Annotated in this window: 21 protein-coding genes; 12 read left to right on the top strand and 9 right to left on the bottom strand. The window is 70.7% G+C overall.

What is annotated here, in order from left to right:
* Positions 1-270: 270 nt before the first annotated feature.
* The 7 genes from ACI3KY_RS03165 to rocD all read left to right on the top strand — a co-directional run bounded on the left by ACI3KY_RS03165 (position 271) and on the right by rocD (position 7,443).
* Positions 271-2,412: an alpha/beta hydrolase gene (locus tag ACI3KY_RS03165; protein ID WP_404928748.1), complete on the top strand. Its 2,142-nt coding sequence runs from the start codon at positions 271-273 to the stop codon at positions 2,410-2,412.
* A gap of 189 nt (positions 2,413-2,601) precedes the next feature.
* Complete coding sequence (locus tag ACI3KY_RS03160) at positions 2,602-3,204, top strand: GNAT family N-acetyltransferase (protein ID WP_404928747.1); 603 nt, start codon at positions 2,602-2,604, stop codon at positions 3,202-3,204.
* Positions 3,205-3,295: 91 nt separating this feature from the next.
* Positions 3,296-3,730, top strand: a complete 435-nt coding sequence (locus ACI3KY_RS03155) for a hypothetical protein (RefSeq protein ID WP_404928746.1) — start codon at positions 3,296-3,298, stop codon at positions 3,728-3,730.
* Complete coding sequence (locus ACI3KY_RS03150; protein WP_404928745.1) at positions 3,730-3,945, top strand: helix-turn-helix transcriptional regulator; 216 nt, start codon at positions 3,730-3,732, stop codon at positions 3,943-3,945. The genes ACI3KY_RS03155 and ACI3KY_RS03150 overlap by 1 nt, the downstream gene beginning before the upstream one ends.
* 1 nt (position 3,946) lies before the next feature.
* Entirely contained in the window at positions 3,947-4,966 is a 1,020-nt protein-coding gene (locus ACI3KY_RS03145) for an NAD(P)-dependent alcohol dehydrogenase (RefSeq protein WP_404928744.1), read from the top strand.
* A 429-nt stretch (positions 4,967-5,395) separates the two neighbouring features.
* Positions 5,396-6,196 (top strand): dimethylargininase, encoded by an 801-nt coding sequence (gene ddaH / locus ACI3KY_RS03140; RefSeq protein ID WP_404928762.1) that lies wholly within the window; start codon positions 5,396-5,398, stop codon positions 6,194-6,196.
* A 20-nt stretch (positions 6,197-6,216) separates the two neighbouring features.
* Positions 6,217-7,443, top strand: a complete 1,227-nt coding sequence (gene rocD, locus ACI3KY_RS03135) for an ornithine--oxo-acid transaminase (protein ID WP_404928743.1) — start codon at positions 6,217-6,219, stop codon at positions 7,441-7,443.
* Between the two features lie 14 nt (positions 7,444-7,457).
* Here rocD and ACI3KY_RS03130 read toward each other — a convergent pair whose 3' ends face one another.
* Positions 7,458-9,098 (bottom strand): molybdopterin-dependent oxidoreductase, encoded by a 1,641-nt coding sequence (locus ACI3KY_RS03130; RefSeq protein ID WP_404928742.1) that lies wholly within the window; start codon positions 9,096-9,098, stop codon positions 7,458-7,460.
* A gap of 207 nt (positions 9,099-9,305) precedes the next feature.
* On the opposite strand from ACI3KY_RS03130, the gene ACI3KY_RS03125 reads away from it, so the two are divergent.
* Genes ACI3KY_RS03125 through ACI3KY_RS03115 form a run of 3 tightly spaced genes read left to right on the top strand, consistent with a single transcriptional unit; the run spans position 9,306 to position 12,867 of the window.
* Positions 9,306-11,099, top strand: a complete 1,794-nt coding sequence (locus ACI3KY_RS03125) for a circularly permuted type 2 ATP-grasp protein (RefSeq protein WP_404928741.1) — start codon at positions 9,306-9,308, stop codon at positions 11,097-11,099.
* The gene (locus tag ACI3KY_RS03120; protein WP_404928740.1) at positions 11,093-12,025 is read left to right on the top strand and encodes an alpha-E domain-containing protein; all 933 of its coding nucleotides are present in this window, start codon (positions 11,093-11,095) and stop codon (positions 12,023-12,025) included. Before ACI3KY_RS03125 ends, ACI3KY_RS03120 begins: the two co-directional genes overlap by 7 nt.
* Positions 12,022-12,867 carry a transglutaminase N-terminal domain-containing protein gene (locus ACI3KY_RS03115; protein WP_404928739.1) on the top strand — a complete coding sequence of 282 codons (846 nt, stop codon included), beginning with the start codon at positions 12,022-12,024 and terminating at the stop codon, positions 12,865-12,867. Before ACI3KY_RS03120 ends, ACI3KY_RS03115 begins: the two co-directional genes overlap by 4 nt.
* A gap of 29 nt (positions 12,868-12,896) precedes the next feature.
* Here the strand turns inward: ACI3KY_RS03115 and ACI3KY_RS03110 are convergent, their stop codons facing one another.
* The gene (locus ACI3KY_RS03110) at positions 12,897-14,531 is read right to left on the bottom strand and encodes an MFS transporter (protein WP_404928738.1); all 1,635 of its coding nucleotides are present in this window, start codon (positions 14,529-14,531) and stop codon (positions 12,897-12,899) included.
* A gap of 53 nt (positions 14,532-14,584) precedes the next feature.
* Positions 14,585-14,770 (bottom strand): hypothetical protein, encoded by a 186-nt coding sequence (locus tag ACI3KY_RS03105; RefSeq protein WP_404928737.1) that lies wholly within the window; start codon positions 14,768-14,770, stop codon positions 14,585-14,587.
* A gap of 219 nt (positions 14,771-14,989) precedes the next feature.
* Between ACI3KY_RS03105 and ACI3KY_RS03100 the strand changes: the two genes are divergently transcribed.
* Together ACI3KY_RS03100 and ACI3KY_RS03095 are read left to right on the top strand one after the other, a co-directional pair.
* On the top strand, positions 14,990-17,248 hold the full coding sequence (locus ACI3KY_RS03100; RefSeq protein WP_404928736.1) for a beta-glucosidase: 2,259 nt from the start codon (positions 14,990-14,992) through the stop codon (positions 17,246-17,248).
* 80 nt (positions 17,249-17,328) lie between these two features.
* Entirely contained in the window at positions 17,329-18,342 is a 1,014-nt protein-coding gene (locus tag ACI3KY_RS03095; RefSeq protein ID WP_404928735.1) for a LacI family DNA-binding transcriptional regulator, read from the top strand.
* A gap of 72 nt (positions 18,343-18,414) precedes the next feature.
* Here ACI3KY_RS03095 and ACI3KY_RS03090 read toward each other — a convergent pair whose 3' ends face one another.
* From ACI3KY_RS03090 to ACI3KY_RS03065, 6 genes are all read right to left on the bottom strand, one after another.
* Positions 18,415-19,404 (bottom strand): serine hydrolase domain-containing protein, encoded by a 990-nt coding sequence (locus ACI3KY_RS03090; RefSeq protein ID WP_404928734.1) that lies wholly within the window; start codon positions 19,402-19,404, stop codon positions 18,415-18,417.
* Positions 19,401-20,822, bottom strand: coding sequence for a rhamnulokinase family protein (locus tag ACI3KY_RS03085; protein ID WP_404928761.1), 1,422 nt, complete (start codon positions 20,820-20,822; stop codon positions 19,401-19,403). The genes ACI3KY_RS03090 and ACI3KY_RS03085 overlap by 4 nt, the downstream gene beginning before the upstream one ends.
* Before the next feature lie 163 nt (positions 20,823-20,985).
* On the bottom strand, positions 20,986-23,022 hold the full coding sequence (locus ACI3KY_RS03080) for a bifunctional aldolase/short-chain dehydrogenase (RefSeq protein WP_404928733.1): 2,037 nt from the start codon (positions 23,020-23,022) through the stop codon (positions 20,986-20,988).
* A 32-nt stretch (positions 23,023-23,054) separates the two neighbouring features.
* Positions 23,055-23,939: an alpha/beta hydrolase fold domain-containing protein gene (locus tag ACI3KY_RS03075; protein WP_404928732.1), complete on the bottom strand. Its 885-nt coding sequence runs from the start codon at positions 23,937-23,939 to the stop codon at positions 23,055-23,057.
* Positions 23,940-24,091: 152 nt separating this feature from the next.
* Positions 24,092-25,258 (bottom strand): L-rhamnose isomerase, encoded by a 1,167-nt coding sequence (gene rhaI / locus ACI3KY_RS03070; RefSeq protein WP_404928731.1) that lies wholly within the window; start codon positions 25,256-25,258, stop codon positions 24,092-24,094.
* Entirely contained in the window at positions 25,255-25,671 is a 417-nt protein-coding gene (locus ACI3KY_RS03065) for an L-rhamnose mutarotase (RefSeq protein ID WP_404928730.1), read from the bottom strand. Before ACI3KY_RS03065 ends, rhaI begins: the two co-directional genes overlap by 4 nt.
* Positions 25,672-25,754 lie beyond the last annotated feature (83 nt).

The raw sequence follows: 25,754 nt of genomic DNA, 5'->3' as shown, positions 1-25,754 counted from the left end.
CAGGCTACCGCCGGTTTACGACGTTGTAAAGCGATTCTTTACGACGTTGTACTTTTCCTTGACCGCACGCGAGCGCCTCTGTCAGAGTGAGCGGAGACGGGAGTTACTACGTTGTAAAGTCGCACGTCGCCGTGCGTCCGCCCGTCTCAGCCAGTCGGCCCCCGGGGTCAGCGTGCTCCGGGAGTCGGTCGAGTCACACGAGATGAGGAGTCGATGGAGATCACATCCGAAGACCGGCGCTCCGGCCGGTTCAGGGGAGCGAGACGAACCGTGGCCGTCGTCACGGCCGCGGTCCTGGCGCTCGCCGGGCTGATGGCGGCCGCGCCGGCGAACGCGGCGGACCCGTGGATCGCTCAGCAGGAAGGCGGCTATCTGCGGATCGCCGTGCCGAACGCCGCCGTCGAAGCCGCGGTCGGACCGGTGTCGCAGGTGGTGGTCGAGGGCAACTTCGGACCTTCGCACAACTGGGCGCAGATCGGGCTGCAGCGCAGCGGCGCGAACTGGACCGCGACCTACGGGCCCTTCGAGCCCGGCCTGTACTACTACCAGGTCACCGGTGACGACAGCAAAGTGCTGAAGGACACGAGCAACCCCACCAGCGTGGCATCCGAACCGGAATGGAGCACGTTCTTCATCCCCGGTGAGTCGGCCGCACTGCTGGCCGATGCCCCGCAGGAGGCGGGGGTCGTCCAGACGCTGTCCTACCGGAGCTCGGTGGCGGGCGAGGAGCGCCAGGCGCTCGTCTGGGTGCCGCCGACCTACAAGGCCAAGGGCAAGAAGTTGCCGGTGCTGTACCTCCAGCACGGAGGCGGCCAGAGCTACCGCGACTGGGTCGAGGTGGGCCGTGCCGAGCAGATTCTCGACAATCTGTGGCTGGCCGGACAGCTCGAGGACATGCTCGTGGTGATGGGCAACGGCAACGTCGACGACTTCTCGGCGGAGCTGCTGGACAACATCGTCCCCGCCGTGGAGCGCACCTACAACGTCTCGCCCTCCAAAGAGAAGCGGGCGCTGGCCGGCCTCTCGATGGGCGGCGGCCAGGCCTTCGAGGTGTTCAGCGAGCACCCGGGCGCATTCGGTGCAGTCGGCACCTTCGGAGCCGGGCGGTTCGGAGCCCTCGACGACCTCGCGGTCGACCGGATGAACGACCGCACCGGCCTGTTCCGGGTCTACGTCGGCAACAAGACCGACATCGCCTACAACGACGTCTACGACTCGCTCCAGAAGTTCGACGCGATCGGTCTGGACTACCAGTTCGACGGCGTGAACCCGGATGCCGGGCACAACTGGAACGCCTGGCAGGAGAACCTCATCGACTTCGCGCCGCGGCTGTTCACCGGCGAGGCGTCGGACCCTGCGATGAGCGAGGGCCACACGGCGCTCACCGAGCGCTTCGAACCGCCGGCCGCCGGCACGACGCCCACGCCGTGGCTCACCGAGGACGACTTCGTGACGTTCGAGACGACGACCGCCTTCGCCGATGCCGAGTACGTCTCGGTGTGGGCGAACTGGGCGCCCGGTGGCAGCTGGCTGCGCGTCGAGATGACGAAGGTCGGTGATCGCTGGAGGGCGACCGTCGGTCCGCTCGAGGAGAAGTTCTACCACTACCGGCTCATCGTCGACCGTCAGTCCGTCAAGGACACGTCGAACCCGACGAAGGTCACTTCGGAGCCGGCCTGGAGCACCTTCCTCGTCCCGGGAGAGGGTTCGCGGCTGCTTGCCGACGTGCCCCAGGGGCAGGGCGGCAACCTGGAGGTCATGACGTACCAGAGCACGGTGGCGGCTCAGGAGCGCAGCGCCTATGTGTGGACGCCCCCGGGGTACGACCCCGCCCGGGCCGAGCCCTACCCGCTGTTCGTGCTGAACCACGGTGGCGGTCAGAGCTGGACCGACTGGGTCGAGGTCGGACGCGCGCGTCAGATCCTCGACAACCTCTCACGGGACGGCGCCATCGAGCCGATGGTCGTGGTGATGCCCAACGGCAACGTCGGCGACTACCCGCGCGAGCTGCTCGAGAACGTGGTGCCGGTGACGGAGGAGCGCTACAACGTCAGCAGCGATCCGATCGATCGCGCGCTGGCGGGCCTGTCCGCGGGCGGGGCGCGCACGGTCTCGGTGCTGAAGGCGCACCCCGGCGAGTTCGCCTGGATCGGCACCTTCGCGGCGGGCTTCGGCGGCACGGCGGGCGTCGATGTCGCGGCGATCAACGAGGGCACCGAGCTGTACCGGCTCTACACGGGTGACATCACGGACTTCACCTACGGATCTGTGATGAGCTCGCTCCCGGTGCTGGACCAGCTGGGTATCGAGTACGAGTTCAACGGCGTGACGATCGGCCCCCACGGGTGGGACGTCTGGCAGCAGAACCTCATCGACCTGGCCCCCCGTCTGTTCCGAGACGGCGGCGAGTAGGAGGCACGACGACGGCGCGCCGGTGCCCCCGATTCGCGGGCGCCGGCGCGTCGTCGCGCGCGGCGCGTTCGAGTGCCACGATGTGCGGCCGCTCGGGCCTGGATCGCGCACACTCCGCCACCCGAACGGATGCCTCCGGCGAACGGATGCCGCGGGCCGCGGCATCCGTGATCCTGCGAGACTGACGCGGTGAGCGCACATCGAGTGATCGGCAGGAGCGGCGGCGTCATCGTCCGCGCGTTCGAGGAAGGCGACCTCGAGGCGTACCGCCGTTGGCTGCAGCCCGAACAGGAGTGGCACCGGTGGGATGGGCCGTACTTCGCCAAGGCCTCGGCCCCGGAGATCGATGAGCGCCTCGACCGGTTCCGCGGCCGCATCGCGTCGGGGGAGTACGCCGCCGAGTCGCCGCTGTCGCGCGCCGTGATCGTGAGGGAGGACGCACCCGACGAGATGGTCGGCTCGGTGTCGTGGCACTGGGAATCCGAGGAGTCGGACTGGCGTCGCATGGGACTGACCGTCTACGACCCGGCGACGCGGGGCCGCGGCGTCGGCACCGAGGCGCTGCGGATCTGGACCGACCACCTCTTCTCGACGACCGACGTCGTGCGTCTCGACTACTCGACGTGGTCGGGCAACGCGCGGATGCTCGGAGTCGGGCATCGGCTCGGATTCAGCGAGGAGGCGCGCTTCCGCGACGCTCGGGAGGTGCGGGGCGAACGCTACGACTCCGTCGTGATGGGCGTGCTGCGGGCCGAATGGGAAGCACTGCCGGTACACGCAGCGCTCGGGTAGAGCGCGATCCGATATGTAAAGAATTATTGACACGGATGCCGTGCACGGCGTAGCCTGCGGATGTCAAAGATTCTAGACATCGGAGAGAGTCGTGGTCTACGAAGAGCGGAACATCTGGGCGAGCCTCATCGCGGGCGTGGTCGGGGTCGCGGTCTACGTGATCCTCGTCCTGCAGCAGGCGGGCGGCGGGCCGTTGACGGAGGTCGACTGGGTGCCGCTGATGCTCTGGACGATCGGCGGCAGCATCGTCGCCGCGATCGTCATCAGCATCGTGTGGGGCATGCTCGCCGGTCTGACGGATCCCGAGGGCGTCGGCAAGAGCGATCAGCGCGACCGCGACATCGCACACATGTCGACCCGGGTAGGGCAGGCGTTCCTCGTGATCGCCGGGCTCGGCGTCATCGTCCTGTGTGCCTTCGAGGCTGACTGGTTCTGGATCGCCAACTGCATGTTCCTCGGCTTCGCCGTCTCGTCGATCATCGGCGGTGTCGCGAGCGTCGTCGCCTACCGCCGCGGGCTCGTCTGATGGTCAAGCCCACCAGGGTCACCAACTCGATCCGCGCCGTCCGCGAGGCGGCCGGGATCACGCAGGCCGAGCTCGCCCGTCGTGTCGGAGTCACCCGGCAGACCCTCATCGCGATCGAGCAGGGCAGGTACTCGCCCACCCTCGAGCTGGCCTTCCAGCTCTCCCGCGCGTTCGGCGTGAGCCTCGACGACCTCTTCGACTACCCGGAGGAATGACATGCCCGAGCCCACAGCCTCTCCCCACAGCACCGACAGGATGCCGGCATGGACCCAGTGCCGGTACGGCGGACCCGACGCCGTTTCACGGGAGACGGTCGACGTCCCCTCGCCAGGGCGCGGGGAGGCCCTCTTGCGGCTGCGCGTCACCGGCCTCAACAACGGCGACATCCGCGTGATGCGCGGGGAGCCGCTCCTCGTCCGTCTCGCGTTCGGGCTGCGCCGGCCGCGCCAGCCGGTGCGGGGGATGGATGCCGCAGCCACCGTGGTCGCGATCGGCGACGGCGTGACCGACGTGGCGGTGGGCGATGAGGTCATCGGCGAACTGACCGGCGGCGGCGGCCTCGCACGCTATGCGCTCGCCCCGGCTGCCCGGCTGGTGTCCCGGCCGCCCGCTCTCGACGCCGTCGTCGCGGCGACGCTCCCGGTCGCCGGCGGGACGGCGTGGCAGGCGCTCGAACGCGGTGGCGCGGCATCCGGTCATCGCGTTCTGGTGATCGGGGCTTCGGGAGGTGTCGGCACGTTCGTCGTGCAGCTCGCGGCGCTGCGCGGGGCCGAGGTGTGGGCGCTGTGCGGAGAGCGCAACCGCGCCCTCGTCGAGGGTCTGGGCGCGGCGCGCACCTACGACTACCGCCGCGTGCAGCCCGGTGCGCCGGAGCTCGAGGCCGGCTCGTTCGACGTGGTCGTCGACATCGCCGGCACCGCGACGCTCCATGCGCTGCAGCGCCTGCTGCGCGACGGCGGCCGCGTCGTGCTCGTGTCGGGGGAGGGCGGTCGCGTGCTGGGGCCGATCGGCCGCATCCTCGGCGCCTCCGTGCGGTCGATCGCCTCGCGACGGCCGCTCCGCCCGCTGGCGGCGACGGCGAAGCCGGAAGTGCTCGCCGAACTCGTCGCCCTGGCTGCGGCCGGGTCGTTGCGCCCGGTCATCGAGCGCACGTTCCCCTTCTCCGACGCGCCCGCCGCGCTCACGCACGTCGCCGCCGGCCATGCGGTGGGGAAGGTCGTGGTGCTCGCGGACTGAGGCTGCGGCATCCCTCCTCCTGGTGCTCGTGCGAGAACACGGGTCGGTGACGGCGACACGCCGGGGGCGGATGCCGTTGCCCGGCGCGTCGGGTGACCCGCCCGACTTTTCGCAGCCGAGGAGGGGCACAGCGTCCGCGTCGGGTACGGGCGCGCGCTTCCGAGGGTCAGGTTCGCTGTCCGTGAGAGAATGGTCGCGGCGTGCCCGGTTGTCCCCTTCCGTCGCGGTTCCTGAGCGAGCGCAGCGAGTCGAAGGGCCGCCGGGCCCCTGGACAGCGTCCGCCGCCCCTCGTACAGGAGCAAGATGTCCACGCAGAACACCGCGCCCGTCACCTCGACCGCCTCGCCGACCGCAGAAGGCGCCGCCACCGAAGGCGCGACCCAGACCGCCGTCGCGGGCGGTCGCATCCAGCAGGTCCGTCGTTACCTGATGTGCCGCCCCGAGCACTTCACGGTGAGCTACACGATCAACCCCTGGATGGTGCCGGCGAACCCCACCGACACGGACCTCGCGGTCCGCCAGTGGCAGACGCTGTATGACACGTACATCGCACTCGGTCACGAGGTGCACCTGATCGATCCCATCGAGGGCCTGCCCGACATGGTCTACACCGCCAACGGCGGCTTCGTGATCGACAACGTCGCGTACGGCGCGAAGTTCCGGTTCCAGGAGCGCGTGCCCGAGGGGCCGGCGTTCATGGACTGGTTCCGGGCCAACGGCTACGACGTGGCCGAGCCGGTCGAGGTCAACGAGGGCGAAGGCGACTTCCTGCTCGTCGGTGAGACGATCCTCGCCGGCACCGGCTTCCGCTCGACGGGCGACAGCCACCGCGAGCTCGCCGACGTGTTCGGCAAGGAGGTCGTGAGCCTCAACCTCGTCGACCCGCGGTTCTACCACCTCGACACCGCGATCTCGGTGCTCGATCCGGTCGAGGGCCCGGGCGGCGTCGAGAAGGCCAACATCGCCTACCTCGAGCACGCGTTCGACGAGCGCAGCCAGGCGATCCTCGCCGAGCGCTACCCCGACGCGATCCACGTCGCGGACGCCGACGGCGCCGTGTTCGGCCTCAACTCGGCCAGCGACGGCCGCAACGTCATCATCTCGCCGCGGGCGAAGGGCTTCGAGGCGCAGCTGCGTGAGCGCGGGTACAACCCGGTGCTCGTGGACCTGTCCGAGCTGCTGCTCGGCGGCGGCGGCATCAAGTGCTGCACGCTCGAGCTGCGGCGCTGACGGCGGGAAAGAGGAGCACCATGACCGCCACCACCCCCTCCGTCGATGCGGCGATGAGTCAGATCATCGCCGCCGAAGAGGAGCACGTCGCGCACAACTACCACCCGCTGCCCGTCGTCATCTCACGGGGTGAGGGCGCCTGGGTGACGGATGTCGAGGGCAAGCGCTACCTCGACCTGCTGTCGGCGTATTCGGCGCTCAACTTCGGGCACAGCCATCCGGCGCTCCTCGCTGCCGCGCAGGAGCAGCTGAACCGCCTCACGCTCACCAGCCGGGCGTACCACAACGACCGTCTCGGACCCTTCGCGGCCGCGCTCGCGGCGCTGTGCGGCAAGGACCTCGTGCTCCCCATGAACACGGGCGCGGAGGCCGTCGAGACCGGCATCAAAGTCGCACGCGCGTGGGGATACCGGGTGAAGGGCGTGGCACCGGATGCCGCGACCATCGTCGTGGCCCACGGCAACTTCCACGGCCGCACGACGACGATCGTCGGTTTCAGCGACGACCCGCAGGCGCAGGCCGACTTCGGCCCGTTCGCGCCCGGCTTCGCATCCGTGCCGTTCGGCGACGCCGCGGCGATCGAGTCCGCCATCACGGACGACACCGTGGCGGTCCTGGTCGAGCCGATCCAAGGCGAGGCCGGCGTGGTCGTCCCGCCGGAGGGCTACCTGCGGGCGGTGCGCGAGATCTGCACCCGCCGCGGCGTGCTGCTCATCGCCGACGAGATCCAGTCCGGGCTCGGCCGCGTGGGTGAGACGTTCGCGTGCGACCGCGAGGGGGTCGTGCCCGATGTCTATCTGCTCGGCAAGGCGCTGGGCGGCGGCATCCTTCCCGTCTCGGCCGTCGCGGCCGATCGCGATGTGCTCGGCGTGATCCGTCCGGGCGAGCACGGCTCGACGTTCGGAGGCAACCCGCTCGCCGCCGCGGTCGGCCTGCGGGTGGTCGAGATGCTGCAGACCGGCGAGTTCCAGCGTCGCGCGAAGCTGCTGGGCGAGCACCTCGAGTCGAGTCTGCAGACGCTCATCGGTCATGGGGTGACGGGCGTGCGCGTCGCGGGGCTGTGGGCGGGCGTCGACATCGACCCCGCCGTCGGCACCGGTCGCGAGATCGCGGAGCGGCTCATCGGCCGGGGTGTGCTCGTCAAGGACACGCACGGGCAGACCATCCGGATCGCTCCGCCGCTCGTCATCCGCGGCACCGAGCTGGACTGGGCGGTCGAGCAGCTGCGCGTGGTGCTCGCGGCCTGACCCGCGCCCGGTCGTCAGTCGAAGACCGACACCGTCCGCCAGTGCCAGCCGGTGGCGCCGTCCGGGGCCGGCGGCGCCGTGCTCTCGGTCTGCACCTCTCCGGTGGTGCTCGTCGCGCGGCACTGGATGACATGGTCGCCGGTCGTCGCCGTCCACGGCACGCTCCATTGCACCCACGTGTCGTCCGAGATCGCGGTCGCCAGGTCCGCGGGCATCCACTCGCCCTCGTCGATGCGCACCTCGACGCCCGCTACGCCGACATGCTGCTGCCACGCGACGCCGGCGATCGTGACCTCGCCGGCCTTCAGCCCCTGCCCCTTGCGAGGGACGTCGATGCGCGACTGCAGCTTGATCGGGCCGCGCTCGGACCAGCCGCGCGTCGTCCAGTACGCGGTGGCGCGGTCGAACCGCGTCACCTCGAGATCGACGACCCACTTCGTCGCCGACACGTAGCCGTAGAGCCCGGGCACCACCATGCGCACCGGGAAGCCGTGCTCGAGCGGCAGGGGCTCGCCGTTCATGCCGACGGCGAGGATCGCGTTGCGGTCGTCGGTGAGGGCCTCGAGAGGTGTGGATGCCGTGAACCCGTCGATCGACCGTGACAGCACCATGTCGGCGTCCGCGGTGGGGCGGGCGCGTGCCAGCAGCTCGCGGAGCGGGTAGCCCAGCCACCGCGCGTTGCCGATCAGGTTGCCGCCGACCTCGTTGGAGACGCACGTGAGCGTGGTCCACGACTCCTCGAGCGGCAGCGCCAACAGCTCGTCCCACGTCAGCTCGAACTCGTTCGCCACCATGCCGTGCACGCGCAGCCGCCAGTCGGCGGTATCGACCTCGGGCACGATGAGGGCGGTGTCGATGCGGTAGAACTGGTCGTTCGGGGTGACGACGTCGGTCAGCCCCGCGATGTCGAGTTCCGCGCCCTCAGGGACAGCGGATGCCGCGGCAGCCGGTTGCGGAAGCCTCACCGCCCGCCGCACGGCTGCGACCGTCGCGGACGTCGCGCCGCGCACGCCGACCACCGTCGCGAGGATGCCGGCTGCGGCGGCGGCACCCGCCCACGCGAAGAACGTGCGGCGGCTGGGTGGCTGCGTGGCGGGGATGTCGGAGGTCGGACCGGCGACGGGAGTTGCAGGTTCGACCGATGCCGCTTCGGCCTGTGCCGATTCGGCCCGTGCTCGTTCGGCGTGTGCGCGGTGGGCGCCTGCGGGCTGCAGCAGCCGGACCAGCAGCCAGAGCGTGACGGCGCCCACGACACCGGCGACGAGCGAGGGCAGCCACGCGAGGGCGCCGGCGCCGGGCCGCGTCGCGGCGACGATCGCGCCGGTGATGCCGAAGAGGGCGATCACGACGACGCCCCACGGTGGACGGCGGGCCTGAAGCCAGCCGGCGAGGGCGGCGAGCACCAGCATCGCGAGGCCGATGCCCACGATGAGGGCGATCTTGTCGGCCGTGCCGAACAGGGCGATGGCGGTGTCTTTCGCCCACGGCGGTGCCACGTCGATGAGGGCGGCGCCGACCGCCGCCACGGGGCTGGACGAGGGGCTGACGACCATGGCCGCCAACTCGCCGAGCCCGGCCGCGAGCAGGACGGCGGCCACTCCCGCGATCCAAGTCAGCGGGGCGGGCGCGCGTCCGTCGGATCGGGTCGCAGCCATGGTGCCAGCGTATGGTTCGCGGGCGTCCGCAGGGCGGTGTCGGGGGTTACGGGGTTCTTACGGCGCCGTGCGTGCGTCGTGGCGGGGCTGCCTCGAGTTGCGTGAGCTCGGACGGCGGTGTGCGGTGCATCGCCGGTGCTCGCGCTCGCGGTGCCGCCGGCATCCGTCGAAACACCGTGGCAACACGGCCCGCATTAGGCTGTCCGGATGGGTGATCTGTTCGACGGCTACGGCTCCACGCTCGCGCCGCGCAAGACGCCCTCGGGGGTTCCCGCGTTCGACGAGATGTTCGGCAACCCGGCTCACCCGGGTGCGCTGGCCGAGTCCCGCGAGGCCTATCGAGAGCTGTACCAGGCGCTCGCGCAGATGACTCAGGAAGAGCTGCGCGGGCGCACCGATTCCCTCGCGAGCTCGTACCTCGCGCAGGGTGTGACGTTCGACTTCGCGGGCGAGGAGCGTCCCTTCCCGCTGGATGCCGTGCCCCGCGTGATCACGTTCGACGAGTGGTCGCGCATCGAGGCAGGTGTGAAGCAGCGTGTGCGGGCGCTCGAGGCGTTCCTCGACGACGCCTACGGGCACCAGTACTGCGTGCGCGACGAGGTGCTCCCCGCCGGGCTGATCGCCAGCTCGCAGTACTTCTACCGCCAGGCCGCCGGCATCCACTCCGCCAACGGCGTGCGCATCCAGGTGTCGGGCATCGACCTCATCCGCGACGAGCACGGCGAGATGCGCGTGCTCGAAGACAACGTCCGCGTGCCGTCGGGCGTCAGCTACGTCATCTCGAACCGCCGGGTCATGGCGCAGACCCTGCCCGAGCTCTTCGTCTCGATGCGGGTGCGTCCGGTCGGCGACTACCCCAACAAGCTGCTCGCGGCGCTCCGCGCCTCGGCCCCGGCCGGTATCGAAGACCCGAACGTCGTCGTCCTCACCCCCGGCGTGTACAACTCCGCGTACTTCGAGCACACGCTGCTCGCGCGGCTCATGGGCGTGGAGCTCGTCGAGGGCCGCGACCTGCTGTGCATCGGCGGCAAGGTGTTCATGCGCACCACCCGCGGACCCAAGCGCGTCGACGTCATCTACCGCCGCGTCGACGACGAGTTCCTCGATCCGCTGCAGTTCCGCGCCGACTCGATGCTCGGTGCGCCCGGACTCATGCTCGCCGCGCGCCTGGGCAACGTCACGATCGCCAATGCGGTGGGCAACGGCGTCGCCGACGACAAGCTGCTCTACACCTACGTGCCCGAGCTCATCCGCTACTACCTCGCCGAGGAGCCGATCCTCAAGAACGTCGACACGTGGCGGCTCGAAGACCCGGGCGCCCTCGAAGAGGTGCTCGACCGGCTGGACGAGCTCGTGGTGAAGCCGGTCGACGGCTCGGGCGGCAAGGGGCTGGTGGTCGGACCGGATGCCTCGCCCGCCGAGCTCGAGAAGCTCCGCCAGCGCCTGCGCGCCGACCCGCGCGGCTGGATCGCGCAGCCCGTGGTCATGCTGTCGACGATCCCCACCCTCGTGGAGGACGGCATGCGCCCGCGGCACGCCGACCTGCGGCCCTTCGCGGTCAACGACGGCGAGGACGTGTGGGTGCTTCCCGGCGGCCTCACCCGCGTCGCCCTGCCGGAGGGTCAGCTCGTGGTCAACTCCAGCCAGGGCGGCGGGTCGAAGGACACGTGGATCGTCGGCGGCTCCGCGCCGGGGAAGGTCGAGTACGGCCACGGCCGTGGCGTGCCCGAGCTGGTCGCCGACCAGGCGTCGACGGTCACCTCGGCGATCCCGATCATCTACGATCCCCAGAGCGAGCCGACGCACTCGCCGCACGACCGCCCGCGATCGCGGGTCGAGCAGCAGGAGCAGCAGCAGCAGGCCCAGGCTGCGGCATCCGTCCCCCGCCCTTCGCGACCCGCGAGAGTGCAGCTGGCGGACGAGGGTGCGGTTGGTTCCCCCACCCTCGGCGAGACGATGCACTCTCGCGGAAACGATGGGGGCGAGGGGGCGTCATGCTGAGCCGCATCGCGGAGAGCCTGTTCTGGATCGGGCGCTACATCGAGCGCAGCGACGGCACGGCCCGCATCCTCGACGTGCACCTGCAGCTGCTGCTCGAAGACCCCTGGATCGACGAGGACACCGCGTGCCGGTCGCTCCTCAGCGTCATGGGCTCGGCGCCGCCCCAGGGCGTCGAGCACGTCCGCCGCGAGGACGTACTCGCCCGCCTCGCCGTCGACCGCATGAACCCGTCGAGCATCGCGTACGCCCTCACCGCCGCACGTGAGAACGCCCGCCGCGCGCGCGAGATCGTCTCGAGCGAGCTGTGGGAGACGCTCAACACCACGAACGCACGGATGCCGCGCCGCCTGCAGAACGACCGCGTGCACGAGTTCTTCCAGTGGGTGCGCGAGCGCGCGGCGCTCGCCGTGGGCATCGTCGACTCGTCCACGAGCCGCGACGAGGCCTGGCAGTTCTTCACGCTCGGGCGCAGCATCGAGCGCACCGACATGACCGCGCGCCTGCTGGCGACGCGGTCGCTGACCGAGGCATCCGGGCCGTCGTGGACCACGATCCTGCGCTCGTGCGGCGCCTACGAGGCGTACCTGCGCACCTACCGCGGCATGCCGAGCGCCCGCAACGCGGCCGAGTTCCTGCTGCTCGACCGGCTCTTCCCGCGCTCGATCATCTACTCGATCCAGCGGGCCGAGGAGTGCATGAGCGCCATCGACCCGCGCGCGGATCGGGTCGGCCACTCGAACACCGTGCTGCGCGCGCTCGGGCAGATCCGCAACGACCTCGAGTACCGGCCGATCTCCGAGATCCTCGGCGAACTGCCTACCCACATGGACCGCGTGCAGACCGTCACGCGAGAGGCGTCCGAGGCGATCCGCGGCCGGTTCTTCCCGACGCAGGCCGAGCCGAGCTGGATCGGAGAGATCTCATGAAGCGGCTGCGCATCGAGCACCAGACCGGGTTCAGCTATCTGGGCGACGTCACGGCCTCCTACAACGAGGCCCGCATGCTGCCCGGATCGACCGACAGCCAGTTCGTGCTCAACTCGTCGCTCGACATCGAGCCGTCGACATCCGTCAACCAGTACGTCGACTACTTCGGCACGCGGGTCGCGGCGTTCGACGTGCTGTCGCCCCACTCGTCGCTGACCATCACCGCGCGCTCGCTGGTCGAGGTGCGCCCGCGCCCGCTCGAGCACATCGACCTCACGTGGGACGACCTCGCCCGCGAGTCCGCCCGCTCGATCGAGACCGTCGAGCAGCTGTCGCAGACCGGTCGCACACGCCCCCACGCGGAGGTCGCCGAACTGGCCCGCAGCATCGCTGCGGAGCACGACCACCCCGGCCGCGCGGCGCATGCGATCTCGGTCGCGATCGGCGACGCCGTGGAGTACATGCACGGCATCACCGGAGTGCACTCGACGGCCAGCGAGGCGTGGGAGGCCCGCAAGGGCGTCTGCCAGGACATGGCGCACATCGCCCTCGGCGCACTGCGCGAGGTCGGCATCCCGGCGCGCTACGTGTCGGGCTACCTGCACCCGCGACCCTCTGCCGAGGTGGGCGTGGCCGTGACGGGCGAGTCCCACGCGTGGATCGAGTGGTTCGCGGGGGAGTGGCAGGGCTTCGACCCCACGAACAACATCGAGATCGGCGACCGGCACGTGCTCGTCGGCCGCGGCCGCGACTACGGCGACGTGCCGCCGCTGCGCGGCGTCTACGCCGGCCCGTTCAAGAGCAACCTGCATGTCAAGGTGACGATCACGCGCGAGGCGTAGCCCGGCGCCGACCTCGCCGGGCACTCGGCTCAGGCGTTCTCCGGCGCCTCCTCGGCGCCCGCCTCGACGCCTGCGTCCTCTTCGTCGTCTTCCGAGCCGCGCCCACGCCCACCGCCGAGCGACAGCGTCGCCAGCAGGCCGACAGCGAGGAAGCCGGCCGCCGCGAAGCTGGCGTACTTCGTGCCCTGCGAGAACGCGGCCTTCGCATCGTCGGCGAACTGCGCCGTCTGCGGCGACTGCTCGAGCCCGGCGATCGCGCCGCCCGCGCTGTCGACGACGGCCGAGACGACCTGGTCCCGTTGCTCGGCGGGCACACCGCGGTCGTCGAGCGTCGCGGTCAGGACCGCAGAGGTCGTCGAGAAGAGGATCGTGCCGAGGATGGCGATGCCGAGGGCGGCGCCGAGCTGACGCGACGTGGACTGCGTGCCCGACGCCTGCCCGCCCTCCGTGGGCGGGACGTCGGCCAGGACCACCCCGGTCAGTTGAGCTGTGGCGAGACCGACGCCGAACCCGTAGACGAACAGAGCGGGGATCAGGGGCACCCATGAGGCATCCGGCGAGATGACGAACCCGACCGCGGCGACGCCGATGATCTCGGCGACGATGCCCGTGCGCACGATCCACACCGGGGCGACGCGGCCGCTCAGCGCGCCCGCCAGCCCGCTGGCGGCGAAGGATCCGATGGCGAGCGCGAGCAGGATGAGACCGGTCTGGACCGCCTCGAAACCCAGCACGAACTGGAGCCACAGCGGAAGCGCGAGGATGAGCCCGAACTCGCCGAGCGAGACCACCATCGCGGCGATGTTGCCGTTGCGGAACGACGGGATGCGGAACAGCCCGAACGCTATGAGCGTGGGCTTGCCCGTCCGTCGTCGATGACCGCCCCACAGGATGAAGAGCACGACGCCGACGGCCGCGACCAGGAAGGCGACCGCGACGGGGGAGAGATCCCAGGGCCAGGTCCACCCGCCGATCTCGAGGGGCTCGTCGGTGAAGAGCCAGCCATACGTGCGGCCCTCGATCAGTCCGAAGACCAGCGCGCCCACGGTGAGGACCGACAGGATGGCACCGACGACATCGATCGACACCGCGTCGCCGCGCGACTCGTCCACGGTGAGGAGCACGCCGACGACGATCGCGATGCCGAGCGGGACGTTGATGAGGAAGGCCCAGTGCCAGGAGAACTCGGTGGTGAGCCAGCCGCCGAGGAGGGGCCCGACCGCCGCCATGCCTCCGATCGTCGACCCCCACACCGCGAAGGCGATGGCGCGCTCGCGACCGCGGAAGGTCGCGTTGAGCAGCGAGAGGGTCGTGGGCAGCATCATGGCGCCGCCCACGCCCTGCACGAGGCGCGCCGCGATGAGCGTCTCGCCCGTCGTCGCGAGCGCGGCCCCGACCGACGCCAGCACGAAGATCACGACGCCGATGAGCAGCATCCGTCGTCGTCCGACCCGGTCCGCCAGGCTGCCGAATACCAGCAGCAGCGAGGCGAAGACGAGCGTGTACGCCTCCTGCACCCATTGCACCTGGGTGGAGGTGATGCCGAGATCGTCGACGATCGCCGGGATCGCCACGTTGACGATCGTGGAGTCGACGATGATGAGCGCGACGGCGACGCTGATGAACACCAGCCCCGCCCAGCGGCGGCGCGAACTCTGAATCATTTCGCTAGCTTATCTAGCGAAATGAGTTTTTCCACCTTGCGGCGTCAGCCGCGTCAGGCCGGCGGGTTGTCGGGATCGAGCGTCTCGAGGGTGTCCTCTTCCACGGGATTGTCAGCCGCGAGCTGTTCCTCCGTGGTCTGGTCGCCGCCGACCGGGTTCTCGTCGCCGCCGCTCGGCCGCTCGTCGCTGCCCCGTTCGTCCGTGCCTCGCTGCTCGCCGTCGCTCCGTTGTTCGCTCATGTCGTCACGCTAGCCCCGGACGGATGCCGCGGCCCGGGCCTTGACATGGCTACGCCGCAGCGAGGCAGGCGGATCGATCGTCCGTTCGTCGCCGTCGCGGCATCCGCTGGTGGTCGCCGCCAGAAGAACCTTGACGTTCCCGGATGCCGCGTGTCACCGTAGAGCGGTCTACATATGTAGAGCGGTCTACGGATCGCTCCTCGACGGAGAGGAACGACGATGACGTTGTCCGAGAACGACCGACGGCCGGGCCGAGCGCGCCGGCGTCGACGTGCGATCGCGGTGCTGCTGGGCGCCACGCTGGTCTGCACGGGGACGGTGATCGCGGTGGCCGCGCCCGCCGCCGCAGTGGACTGCAGCACCGTGCCGTGGATGGATGCCTCCCAGAGCGCGGAGGAACGCGCCGAGGCGCTGCTCGACGCCAGCTCCCAGCACCAGAAGTATCGCTGGCTGGTCGAGCAGCCGGCGAACGACCCCGCACGTACGACGTGGAACCCCGGATTCACGGGTGAGACACCGGTGGTGTACCCCGCGCAGGTCGCGTGCACGCCCGTGGTCATCTACGCCAACGGGCCCGACGGCGTCTATCAGTCGGCGGGGACGACCGCGTGGCCAGGGCCGATCGCCGTCGCAGCGACCTGGAACCTCGAGCTCGGCGAGCAGAAGGCGAGTGCGCACGGCAGCGAGTCGTTCGACAAGCGGAGTGCGGTCGTCCTCGGACCGGGCATCGCCTCGGGTCGCACACCGCTGTCGGGGCGAGGCTCGGAGTACTTCGGCGAGGATCCGGTGCTCTCCGGTCTCATGGCGGCGGCGAACGTGCGCGGCCTGGAGGACGGGAACCCGGACAAGCCGGTGATCGCCAACCTGAAGCACTATGTGGCGAACGAGCAGGAGCTCGCGCGGCAGTCCAGCTCGTCGAACATGGACGAGCGCACATTCAAGCAGATCTACGATCTGCCGTACGAGATCGCTGTGCGCAAGAGCGACCCCGGCAGCCTCATGTGCTCGTACAACCAGGTCAACGGGGCCTGGGCGTGCGAGAACGAGATCCTCACGACGAGCCTGCGCGAGGACTATCCGTTCGAGGGCTACGTGATGAGCGACTTCGGGTCGGTGCACTCGACTGCTCCCTCCCTGAACGCGGGACTCGATCAGGAGCTGAACCGGCCGCGCTGGTTCACTCCTGCGCGTCTGGACGCCGCGCTCGCCGCCGGTGAGATCACGCAGGAGCGGATCGACGAGGCCGCCTTCCGCGTGGTGCGCTCGTACATCGCGGGAGGCCTGTTCGACCACCCGGTGCCCGCAGCGCCGGTTGCGAACGTCTCCACGCCGGAGCACAAGGCGCTCGCCCGCGAGATCGCGGAGCAGAGCACGGTGCTGCTCAAGAACGACGGTGTGCTGCCCCTCGCCGAGGGGGATCTCACCGTCGCCGTCGTCGGACAGACGGCGTCGAGCGTCCCCACCGGCGACGTCAGCGCGCAGACCGGCTGCGGCTGGGACTTCCCGTTCGGCCCAGGCGGGCCGGTGCTCAACTGTGCCGCGCTCGTCGACCCGCTCGCCGCTCTCACCGAGCGGGTGACGCAGGCGGGCGGGAACGTCGTGTACGACAACGGGGCCGATGTGGCGCAGGCGGCGGCCGTGGCATCGGGCGCCGATGTCGCGATCGTGTTCGGCCACTACACGATGGGCGAGAGCCAGGACCTGCCCGACCTCCGGCTGGACGGCAACGGCGATCAGCTGATCGCCGCGGTCGCGGCATCCGCTCCCTCCACGGTGGCGGTGCTCAACGCCGGGTCCGCCGTCGAGATGCCGTGGATCGACGACGTGGACGCGGTATTCCACGCGTGGCATTCGGGAGAGCAGTTCGGCCCGGCGCTCGCGGCTCTCGTGTACGGCGATGCGAACCCGTCGGGCAAGCTGCCGATGACGTTCCCCGTCTCGCTCGCAGACACCCCGACCGCGGGTTCCGAAGCGCAGTATCCGGGGGTGCTGGACGCATCCGGCATCCGGCAGGTCGACTACAGCGAGGGGCTGGAGGTGGGCTACCGCTGGTACGAGGCCGAAGGCATCGAGCCGTTGTTCGAGTTCGGCCACGGCCTGAGCTACACGGAGTTCGCCTACGACAAGGTCACGGTGACGCCGAAGTCGACCACCGGCGACAAGGAGATCCGGGTGCGGTTCAGACTCACCAACACCGGCGATGTCGCGGGCACCGAGGTCGCGCAGGTCTACCTCGAGCTGCCGGATGCCTCGGGTGAGCCCTCGAAGCGCCTGATCGGCTGGGAGCGCGTGACGCTCGCGCCCGGCGAGCATCGGAATGTGCAGGTGACGCTGTCGGCCACCGACCTCGCCGACATGCACCTGCTCGAGTACTGGGACACGACGTCCTCGGCCTGGACGACCGCGCCCGGCACCTACACGGTGATGGTCGGCGGCTCGATCAGCGCCGATGCCGAGGCGTCTTTCTCGGTCAAGTAGCCCATGACGCCGGATGAGGCGCTGACGGCGCGTGCCGCCTCATCCGGCGTCGCTGCGCCGACCGCCACTACCCTCGTGTCATGAGTGTCGAGCGGCCGCGTGCGGCGACCATCGAAGATGTCGCGCAGGTGGCCGGGGTGTCGCGCGCGGCGGTGTCGAAGGTGCTGCGCGACGCGTACGGCGTCAGCGACGCGATGCGCGAGCGCGTCACCGCCGCGATGACGCAGCTGAACTATCGCCCGCGGATCGCCGCACGCGCCATGCGCGGACGCACCTACACGCTGGGCATCGAGCTTCCGGATCTCGCCAACCACTTCTTCGCCCGCATCGCGCGCGGGGCGACCGGCGCTCTCGAGGGAACGCCGTACCAGCTCATCATCGCCCCGGCCGAGGCGGGCTCGCGCGAGGGCCTGCGCGCATTGGAGGCGCTCGTGGATCGCCAGGTCGACGGCGTCATCGCCGTGTCGCCCCGCGTGGACGAAGCGGGCCTGGAGCGCATCTCCGCCTCGGTCCCCGTCGTCATGTTCGGGCGGCACGACACGTCCGACCGCTACGACGTCGTCGCGGGCGACGACGCGTCGGGAGCGAAGGCCGCGATGCGGCATCTGCTCGGGCTGGGGCATCGGCACATCGCTCATCTGACGCTTCAGGAGTCCGGCGCGCACGAGCCGTTCCCGCACGGCGTGCGTCTGCATCAGTACGAGGAGGCGATGGCGGCCGCTGGGCTGGGCGGGAACGCCGTGGTGTGGCGCACCGACGAGGGTGAGAACCCGTCGTACGGCGTGGTGCGTCGCATGCTCGAAGCAGGAACTCCGGTGACGGCCGTGTTCGCCGCCCACGACGAGCTCGCGTTCGGTGCGATGCGCGCCGCCGCGGAGGCGGGCGTGCCGCTCGCCGTGGTCGGCTACGACGACGTGCCGATGGCATCCCACCCCGCCCTGGGTCTGACGACGGTGCATCAGCCTGGCGAAGCGATGGGCGCGCGAGCGGTGCAGATGCTGCTCGAGCGCTTCGCAGGACGCACGGAGCCGGCCCGTGAGATCTTCGAGGTCGAGCTGAAGGTGCGCACCTCCGCGGGCGCTCCGCCGGAGTGACCCCGGCGCGACGCCGGCGCGTGGTGCGCAAGGCCCCTGCGTCCGCGCCCTCCGACACGCGCCCGGGCGGCGTCAGACGCCCGAGACCACCGCGTTGTCGAGCTGGTCGAGGTCCACGCCCGGCCGCTCAGCCTGGTTCGTGAGGAGCACGAACGCCACGCCCGCGGTCGGATGGATCCAGAACTCGGTGCCGGCCCAGCCGCCGTGCCCGTACGCGTCGCGGTCGATGAGGCCGGGAGCGCGCGTGCGCAGGTTGAACGTGAAGCCCCAGTCCTGCCCGCGTTCGGCGGGATAGGGTTCGAGCCGCGGGATGTCGCCCGTGAAGGGTCGCCGCATCATCGCGAGCGTTCGCGGCTGCACGACGCTGCCGGCCTCGCCCTCGCCGATGCGCAGGAGCGCAGAGCCGACGGCGAGGAGGTCGGCGGCGGTGCCGATCATGCCGGCGCCCGGACTGCGGTGCCTCGCGAACCTGCGCATGTCGAGCCCGAGGCGCTCGGCGTCGACCACGCTGTGCGGGTCGGCCGAGGGCTCCAACGTGAAGCCGTTCGCACCGAGCGCGGGTGCCCACGCCGCGATCGCGGCATCCCAGTCCTCGCCGGTGGTGTGCCGCAGCAGCTCGGCGATGCCCTGGAACGCCACCGTCGAGTAGCGCGAGGCCGTGCCGGCGACGAAGTCGCGGCCGGGTGCGCGCAGGGCGGCGGGAAGGCCCTCGGCGGGGTCGAGCGACGGTTCACGGATGCCCGAGGTGTGGCTCACGAGGTGGCGCAGGCGCACCACGTCGTCGCGCCCGTTCGAGAACTCGGGCACGGCGGCGGCGAGCGGCGTCTCGGTGGTGAGGAGCCCCCGCTCGATGGCCCGCGCGGCCGTCAGGCCGGTGAGCACCTTCGTGATCGAGAACAGCCAGTACGGGTCGTCGACGCGTGCCGGACGCCCGTCGGTCGCCCCGAACGCGTCGAGAGCGACGATGCCCTGGGCCGTCGCGACGCCCAGCACCGCCGTCGGCAGCCTTTCGGCCCCCACGTGCTGTCGCGCCCAGTCGAACGCCGCCGCGTAGGCGCTCACGAGCGCGGCTCGTACCGCTCGGGAGAGACGGATGCCGCGACCACGCGCCGCAGATCCTCGAGCGACGCGTCGGGCCCGAACCACCCGTGCGCGCGTGCCTGCACGAGCACGTTGCCGAGCGCGGTCGCCTCGACCGGCCCTGCCAGTACGGGCAGCCCTGAGCGATCGGCGGTCGCCTGGCAGAGCAGCCGGTTGAGGGCACCGCCGCCGACGATGTGGACCACGTCGATGTCGCGGCCGGTGAGCCGGCCCGCGGTGGCGACGGCGTCGGCGAACGCCTGTGCGATGCTCTCCACGATCGTCCGCGCAAACGCCTCGCGGGTCGCGGGCGTCGGGCTGCCGCCTTCGGCGAGCACGGCGGCGATGCGCGCGGGCATGTCACCCGGCGCCGACAGGCGCGGATCGTCGGCATCGAACAGCGGGATGTCGCCGGTGACGGCGGCCGCGGCATCCAGCAATCCCGGAAGATCGATCGGCGCGCCGTCTTCGGCCTCCCACGCGCGCACGGCCTCGCTCAGCAGCCAGAGCCCCGTCACGTTGTGCAGGAACCGGACCCGCCCGTCGACGCCGCCCTCGTTGGTGAAGTTCGCCTCGCGCGCCGCGTCGCTCACGACCGGCTCGCGGAGCTCGACGCCGACCAGGCCCCACGTGCCGCACGAGATGTAGGCGGCGTCGGGGGTGCTCAGCGGCACGGCCACGACGGCCGAGGCGGTGTCGTGCGAGCCGACGGCGATCACTTCGAGCGGGGCGCCGATGCGCTCGCGCGCCTCACCGTGCAGCGTGCCGAGCGTGGTGCCCGGATCGACCAGCGGCGGGAGCACGGTTCCCACGGCCCCTCCACTCGCACCCGGCGCGTCGAGCGGAGCCTCCGGCCGCGTGGGCCCGGCCGGGATCCCGAGTCGCGTGACCAGCTCCAGGTCCCACTCGCCGGTGCGGACGTCGACCAGACCGGTCGTGGAGGCGTTGGTGCGTTCCGCGAACCGCGCGCCGGTCAGGAGGAACGCGACCAGGTCGGGGATGAGGAGCGCGGCGTCGGCGTCGGAGAGGCGCTCCTCGACCGCGTACTGGTACAGCGTGTTGAACGGCAGGAACTGCAGGCCGTTGCGACGGTACAGCTCCTCGAACGGCACCTCCGCGTGAACCGCCTCGACCCCGCGGGCGGTGCGCTCGTCGCGGTAGTGGAACGGCTCGCCGAGCAGTTCGCCGCCGCGCACGAGACCGTAGTCCACCGCCCACGAGTCGATGCCGATGCTCGCGATGCCCGGCTCGCGTCGGAACACCTCGGCGAGCCCGTCCACGATGTGGCGGTACAGCGCGGAGAAGTCCCAGTGCAGGCCGTCCGGGCCCGGCACGGGACCGTTCGGGAACCGCGCGACCTGCTCGAGGCGCAGCATCCCGTCGTCCACGTAGCCGAGCATGACGCGGCCGCTGGTCGCTCCGAGGTCGACCGCCGCGACGACGCCGCCGGTCACCGCGGGCTCCGGGTGCGGCCAGTGCTGCACTTTCCTGCGTGCGCGCCGTCGCGCGACGCCGCACTCGCAGGAAAGTGGCGCGCTCGCCTGCGCGTCCTGACGAGCGCCGTCATCGCAGGAATGCGGCGGCGACGCCGGAGTCGACGGGGATGTGCAGGCCCGTGGTGCGGCTCAGCTCCGGGCCGGTCAGCACGTACACGGCGTCGGCGACGTTCTCGGGCACGACCTCCCGCTTGAGGATGGTGCGGTTCGCGTAGAACTGGCCGAGGTCCTCTTCCTTGACGCCGTACGTCGCGGCGCGGTTGGCGCCCCAGCCGGACGCGAAGATGCCGGAGCCGCGCACGACGCCGTCGGGGTTGATGCCGTTGACGCGCACGCCGTGCTCGCCGAGCTCCACCGCGAGCAGGCGCACCTGGTGGGCCTGGTCGGCCTTCGTGGCCGAGTAGGCGATGTTGTTCGGGCCGGCGAAGACGGAGTTCTTCGACGAGATGTAGATGACGTCGCCGCCGAGCTTCTGCTCGATGAGGATCTTCGCGGCGGCCTTCGAGACGAGGAACGAGCCCTTCGCCATCACGTCGTGCTGCAGGTCCCAGTCCTTCTCGGTGGTCTCCAGCAGCGGCTTCGACAGCGACAGCCCGGCGTTGTTCACGACGAGGTCGACGCCGCCGAAGGCGAGCACGGCAGCGTCGAAGGCGGCCTGGATGGCGTCGGCATCGGCGACGTTCGCGGCGACGCCGATGGCGACATCCGCGTTCCCCAGTTCGGCTGCGGCGGCCTGCGCCTTCTCGAGGTCGAGGTCGGCGATCACGACGCACGCGCCCTCGGCGGCGAGGCGGGTCGCGATGGCCTTGCCGATGCCGGATGCCGCGCCCGTGACGAGGGCGATGCGGCCCTGGTGGGTCTTGGGCTTCGGCATGCGCTGCAGCTTCGCCTCTTCGAGCGCCCAGTACTCGATGCGGAACTTCTCGGCGTCGGAGATCGGGGAGTAGGTCGACAGCGCCTCGGCGCCGTGCATCACGTTGATGGCGTTGACGTAGAACTCGCCCGCCACCCGGGCGGTCTGCTTGTTCGCACCGTATGAGAACATGCCCACGCCCGGGATCAGCACGATGAGCGGGTCGGCGCCACGGATCGCGGGGCTGTCGGCGGTCGCGTGGGCGTCGTAGTAGGCCTGGTAGTCGGCGCGGTACGCCTCGTGCAGCTCCTTCAGCCGCGCGATCGAGTCGTCGACGCTCGCGTCGGCCGGCAGGTCGAGGATGAGCGGCTTGACCTTGGTGCGCAGGAAGTGGTCGGGGCAGCTGGTGCCGAGCGCGGCGAGCTCGGGCGCCCGCTCGGACGCGAGGAAGTCCAGGACCTCGGGCGAGTCGGTGAAGTGGCCGACCATCGGCTTGTCGGTCGACGCGAGCCCGCGGACGGTCGGCGCGAGCGCGGCGGCCTTGGCCCGGCGCTCGGCCTCGGGCAGCGCCTCGAAGCCGGCGCGGACCCCGCCGAACGGGTCGGCCTTGCCGTTGGCCGCGATGTAGTCGGCGGCGGTCTCGATGATCCAGAGCGAGTTCCGCTCGGCCTCCTCGGACGTGTCGCCCCACGCCGTGATGCCGTGACCGCCGAGGATGCACCCGATCGCCTGCGGGTTGTTCGCCTTGATCTCGGCGATGTCCAGGCCCAGCTGGAAGCCAGGGCGACGCCACGGCACCCACACGACCTTCTCGCCGAAGATCTTGGAGGTGAGCTCCTCGCCGTCGGCGGCGGTCGCGATGGCGATGCCGGAATCGGGGTGCAGGTGGTCGACGTGCGCGGCGTCGACGAGGCCGTGCATCGCCGTGTCGATCGACGGCGCGGCGCCGCCCTTGCCGTGCAGGCAGTAGTCGAACGCCGCGACCATCTCGTCCTCGCGCTCGACGCCGGGGTAGACATTCACGAGGGCGCGCATGCGGTCGAGGCGCAGCACCGCGAGGCCCGACTCCTTCAACGTGCCCAGGTCGCCGCCGGAGCCCTTGACCCACAGCAGCTCCACGGGCTCGCCCGTGACCGGGTCGGTCTCGGTGCCCTTCGCCGACGTGTTGCCGCCGGCGTAGTTCGTGTTCTTCGGGTCGGCGCCGAGGCGATTGCTTCGCGCGATGAGGTCGGAGACGGCCGGATTGCTCATGTCGGGATTCCTTCTGGGGTGGCTGGTGTCGCTCAGGCGAGTGGGGCCGAAGCGGAGGCGGGTGTCGCTGTGGGGCGGGCACCCGCGAGGGACAGGGAGGCGAGGCGGGTGGCGCAGCGGGCGAGGGTCACGGATGCCGCGGGCTCCTGCGGTCGGTTCAGATGGCCGTGCTCGGTGCCCGGCTCGCTGAGCACCTCGATGTCGCGGCCGGCGGCGCGCAGCGACGCGGCGAAGGCCTCGCCCGAGACGCGGAGCTCGTCGACGTCGCCGTTGACCATGAGCGTGGGAGGGAACTCGACGAGGTCGTCGGGGCGCGCGTTCCCGGGAATCGCCGCGAGGGGCGCGTCGTCGATCGGACCGCCCACATAGTTCTCGTACATCGCGCGCACCGTCTCGGGGCGGAACCGGTCGGCCTCGGGCTGGGCGTCCAGCGCGGCACGGAGCGCGGCGTCGGGCGCGGGCTGCACCGCGAGCAGCGTCGGGTAGGCGAGCAGCACGAGGGCGGGAAGCGCGGCCCGCTGCTCGATGAGTCGCAGTGTCGCCCCGGCGGCGAGGTTGCCGCCGGCGCTGGTGCCGCCGATCGCCAGCAGCTGCGGATCGATCCGCAGGCGGCCGGCATTGTCGAGCGTCCACGTCCAGGCGGCGAGCATGTCGTCGGATGCCGCGGGGTAGCGGTCTCCGCCGGCGGTCCGGCCCGCGGCATCCCACCCGTCCGGAACAGGCGCGAGACGATAGTCGACCGAGACGACTGTCGTGCCGCGGGCCGCGAGCTGCTCCGCGACCCAGTCGGACTCGGGCATGTCGAGGTCGCCGAACGCGAACGCACCGCCATGCGCCCACACCAGGCCGGTGCCGTTGGGCTGGCGCGCGGGGTAGACGCGCACGAGGCCGTCCGCGGCGGAGTAGGGCTCGCTCATCGAAGTCCTCCGTAAGGGGAAGCTCGGCAGTCGACTGCTGCGGTATGAAAGGGTTTCCACCCGCAGCTTGTGACTGCGCAGCTGGTGGAAGTGGTGCACCGGAGGCGTGGGGATCGGCATCCCACGCCCCCGGTGGGTCTTGGGTGGCTAACTCAGGCGCCCCAGCCGGCCTGCGTGCCGCCTACACGGTCCGCGGCGATCTGCTGCTGGTAGCCGGATGCCGCGTACGCGGCCATCGGGTCGGCAGCGAGTCCGCGCGACTCGCGCCACTCGGCGAGCGCCGGGCGCACGTCGGTGTAGAAGGCGTCCATGAACACCGCGTTGGCGCCGAGCACATCGTTCGCCTGCTGCGCCGCGGCGAGCGCCTCGCGGTCGACGAGGAGCGCGCGGGCGGTCATCTCCTGCACGTTCAGCACCGAGCGGATCTGGCCGGGGATCTTGTCCTCGACGTTGTGGCACTGGTCGAGCATGAACGCCACGTCGGGGTTGTTGAGTCCGCCGCCGCGCACCACCTCGAAGATGATGCGGAACAGCTGGAACGGGTCGGCTGCGCCGACGATGAGGTCGTCGTCGGCGTAGAAGCGCGAGTTGAAGTCGAACGAGCCGAGCTTTCCGAGCCGCAGCAGCTGCATGACGATGAACTCGATGTTCGTGCCGGGTGCGTGGTGGCCGGTGTCGAGGCAGACCATCGCCTTGTCGCCGAGCGAGACGACCTGCGCGTAGGAGGTGCCCCAGTCCGGAACGTCGGTGTGGTAGAACGCCGGCTCGAAGAACTTGTACTCGAGCACGAGGCGCTGCTCGCCGGAGAGCCGGTCGTAGATCTTCTGCAGCGAGTCCTGCAGGCGGTCCTGCCGTGCACGCATGTCGGCCTGCCCCGGGTAGTTCGACCCCTCGGCGAGCCAGATCTTCAGGTCGCGGGAGCCTGTCGCGTCCATGATGTCGATGCACTCGAGGTGGTGGTCGATCGCCTTGTTGCGGATGCGGTCGTCGTGGTGCGTCAGCGCCCCGAACTTGTAGTCCTCGTCCTGGAAGGTGTTCGAGTTGATGGTGCCGAGGCTGACGCCGAGGTCCTCGGCGTGGCGGCGCAGTGCGGCGTAGTCGTCGACCTTGTCCCACGGGATGTGCAGTGCCACCGTCGGCGCGAGCTTCGTGTAGGCGTTGACCTGAGCGGCATCCGCGATCTTCTCGTAGGGATCGCGCGGCGTGCCGGCCGTCGTGAAGACGCGGAAGCGCGTGCCGGAGTTGCCGAACGCCCAGCTGGGCAGCTCGATGGCCTGGCCTTCGAGGGTGGACAGGATGTCGGGTGACAGCGTCGTCATGATGCGGTGCCTTCTTCGTGGACGGGGTCGGTCGGGGGAGTGGGCTCGACAGCGGCGTGCTGTGCGGCGGTGAGCTGGTCGTGGAGGTTGAAGATCTCGGTGAGCGGGGCGGCGGCCTGGTCGGGTCGGCCGCCGAGCCCGACGAAGAAGCGGCCCATCTCGGCCTCCCATCGCGCCGCGACGGCGGATGCCGCGAGATACGCCTGAGCGGCCTCGTCGTCGTCGGTCTCGTAGTAGCCGATCAGCTGTCCGCCTTCGCCGAGGAAGAGCGAGTAGTTGCGGCGGCCCGCGGCCGCGATCTCGGCGAGCATCTCGGGCCACACGGGAGTGTGCCGGGCGATGTACTCGTCGAGCAGTTCCGGACGGATCCACAGCTGGAAGCAGACACGCGTCGTCGCGGTGGTGCTTGTCATGTGCGGGCACTCCTCTGCGACGGTGGAAGGGGTGAGACGGACGGGTCGAGCGGATGAATCGTTTCAACGATAAACGACCGGTG

The organism is Microbacterium sp. ZW T2_14 (genome assembly GCF_044987405.1).
Lineage (GTDB): Bacteria > Actinomycetota > Actinomycetes > Actinomycetales > Microbacteriaceae > Microbacterium.
This window is presented reverse-complemented; position numbering and strand designations above follow the sequence as displayed.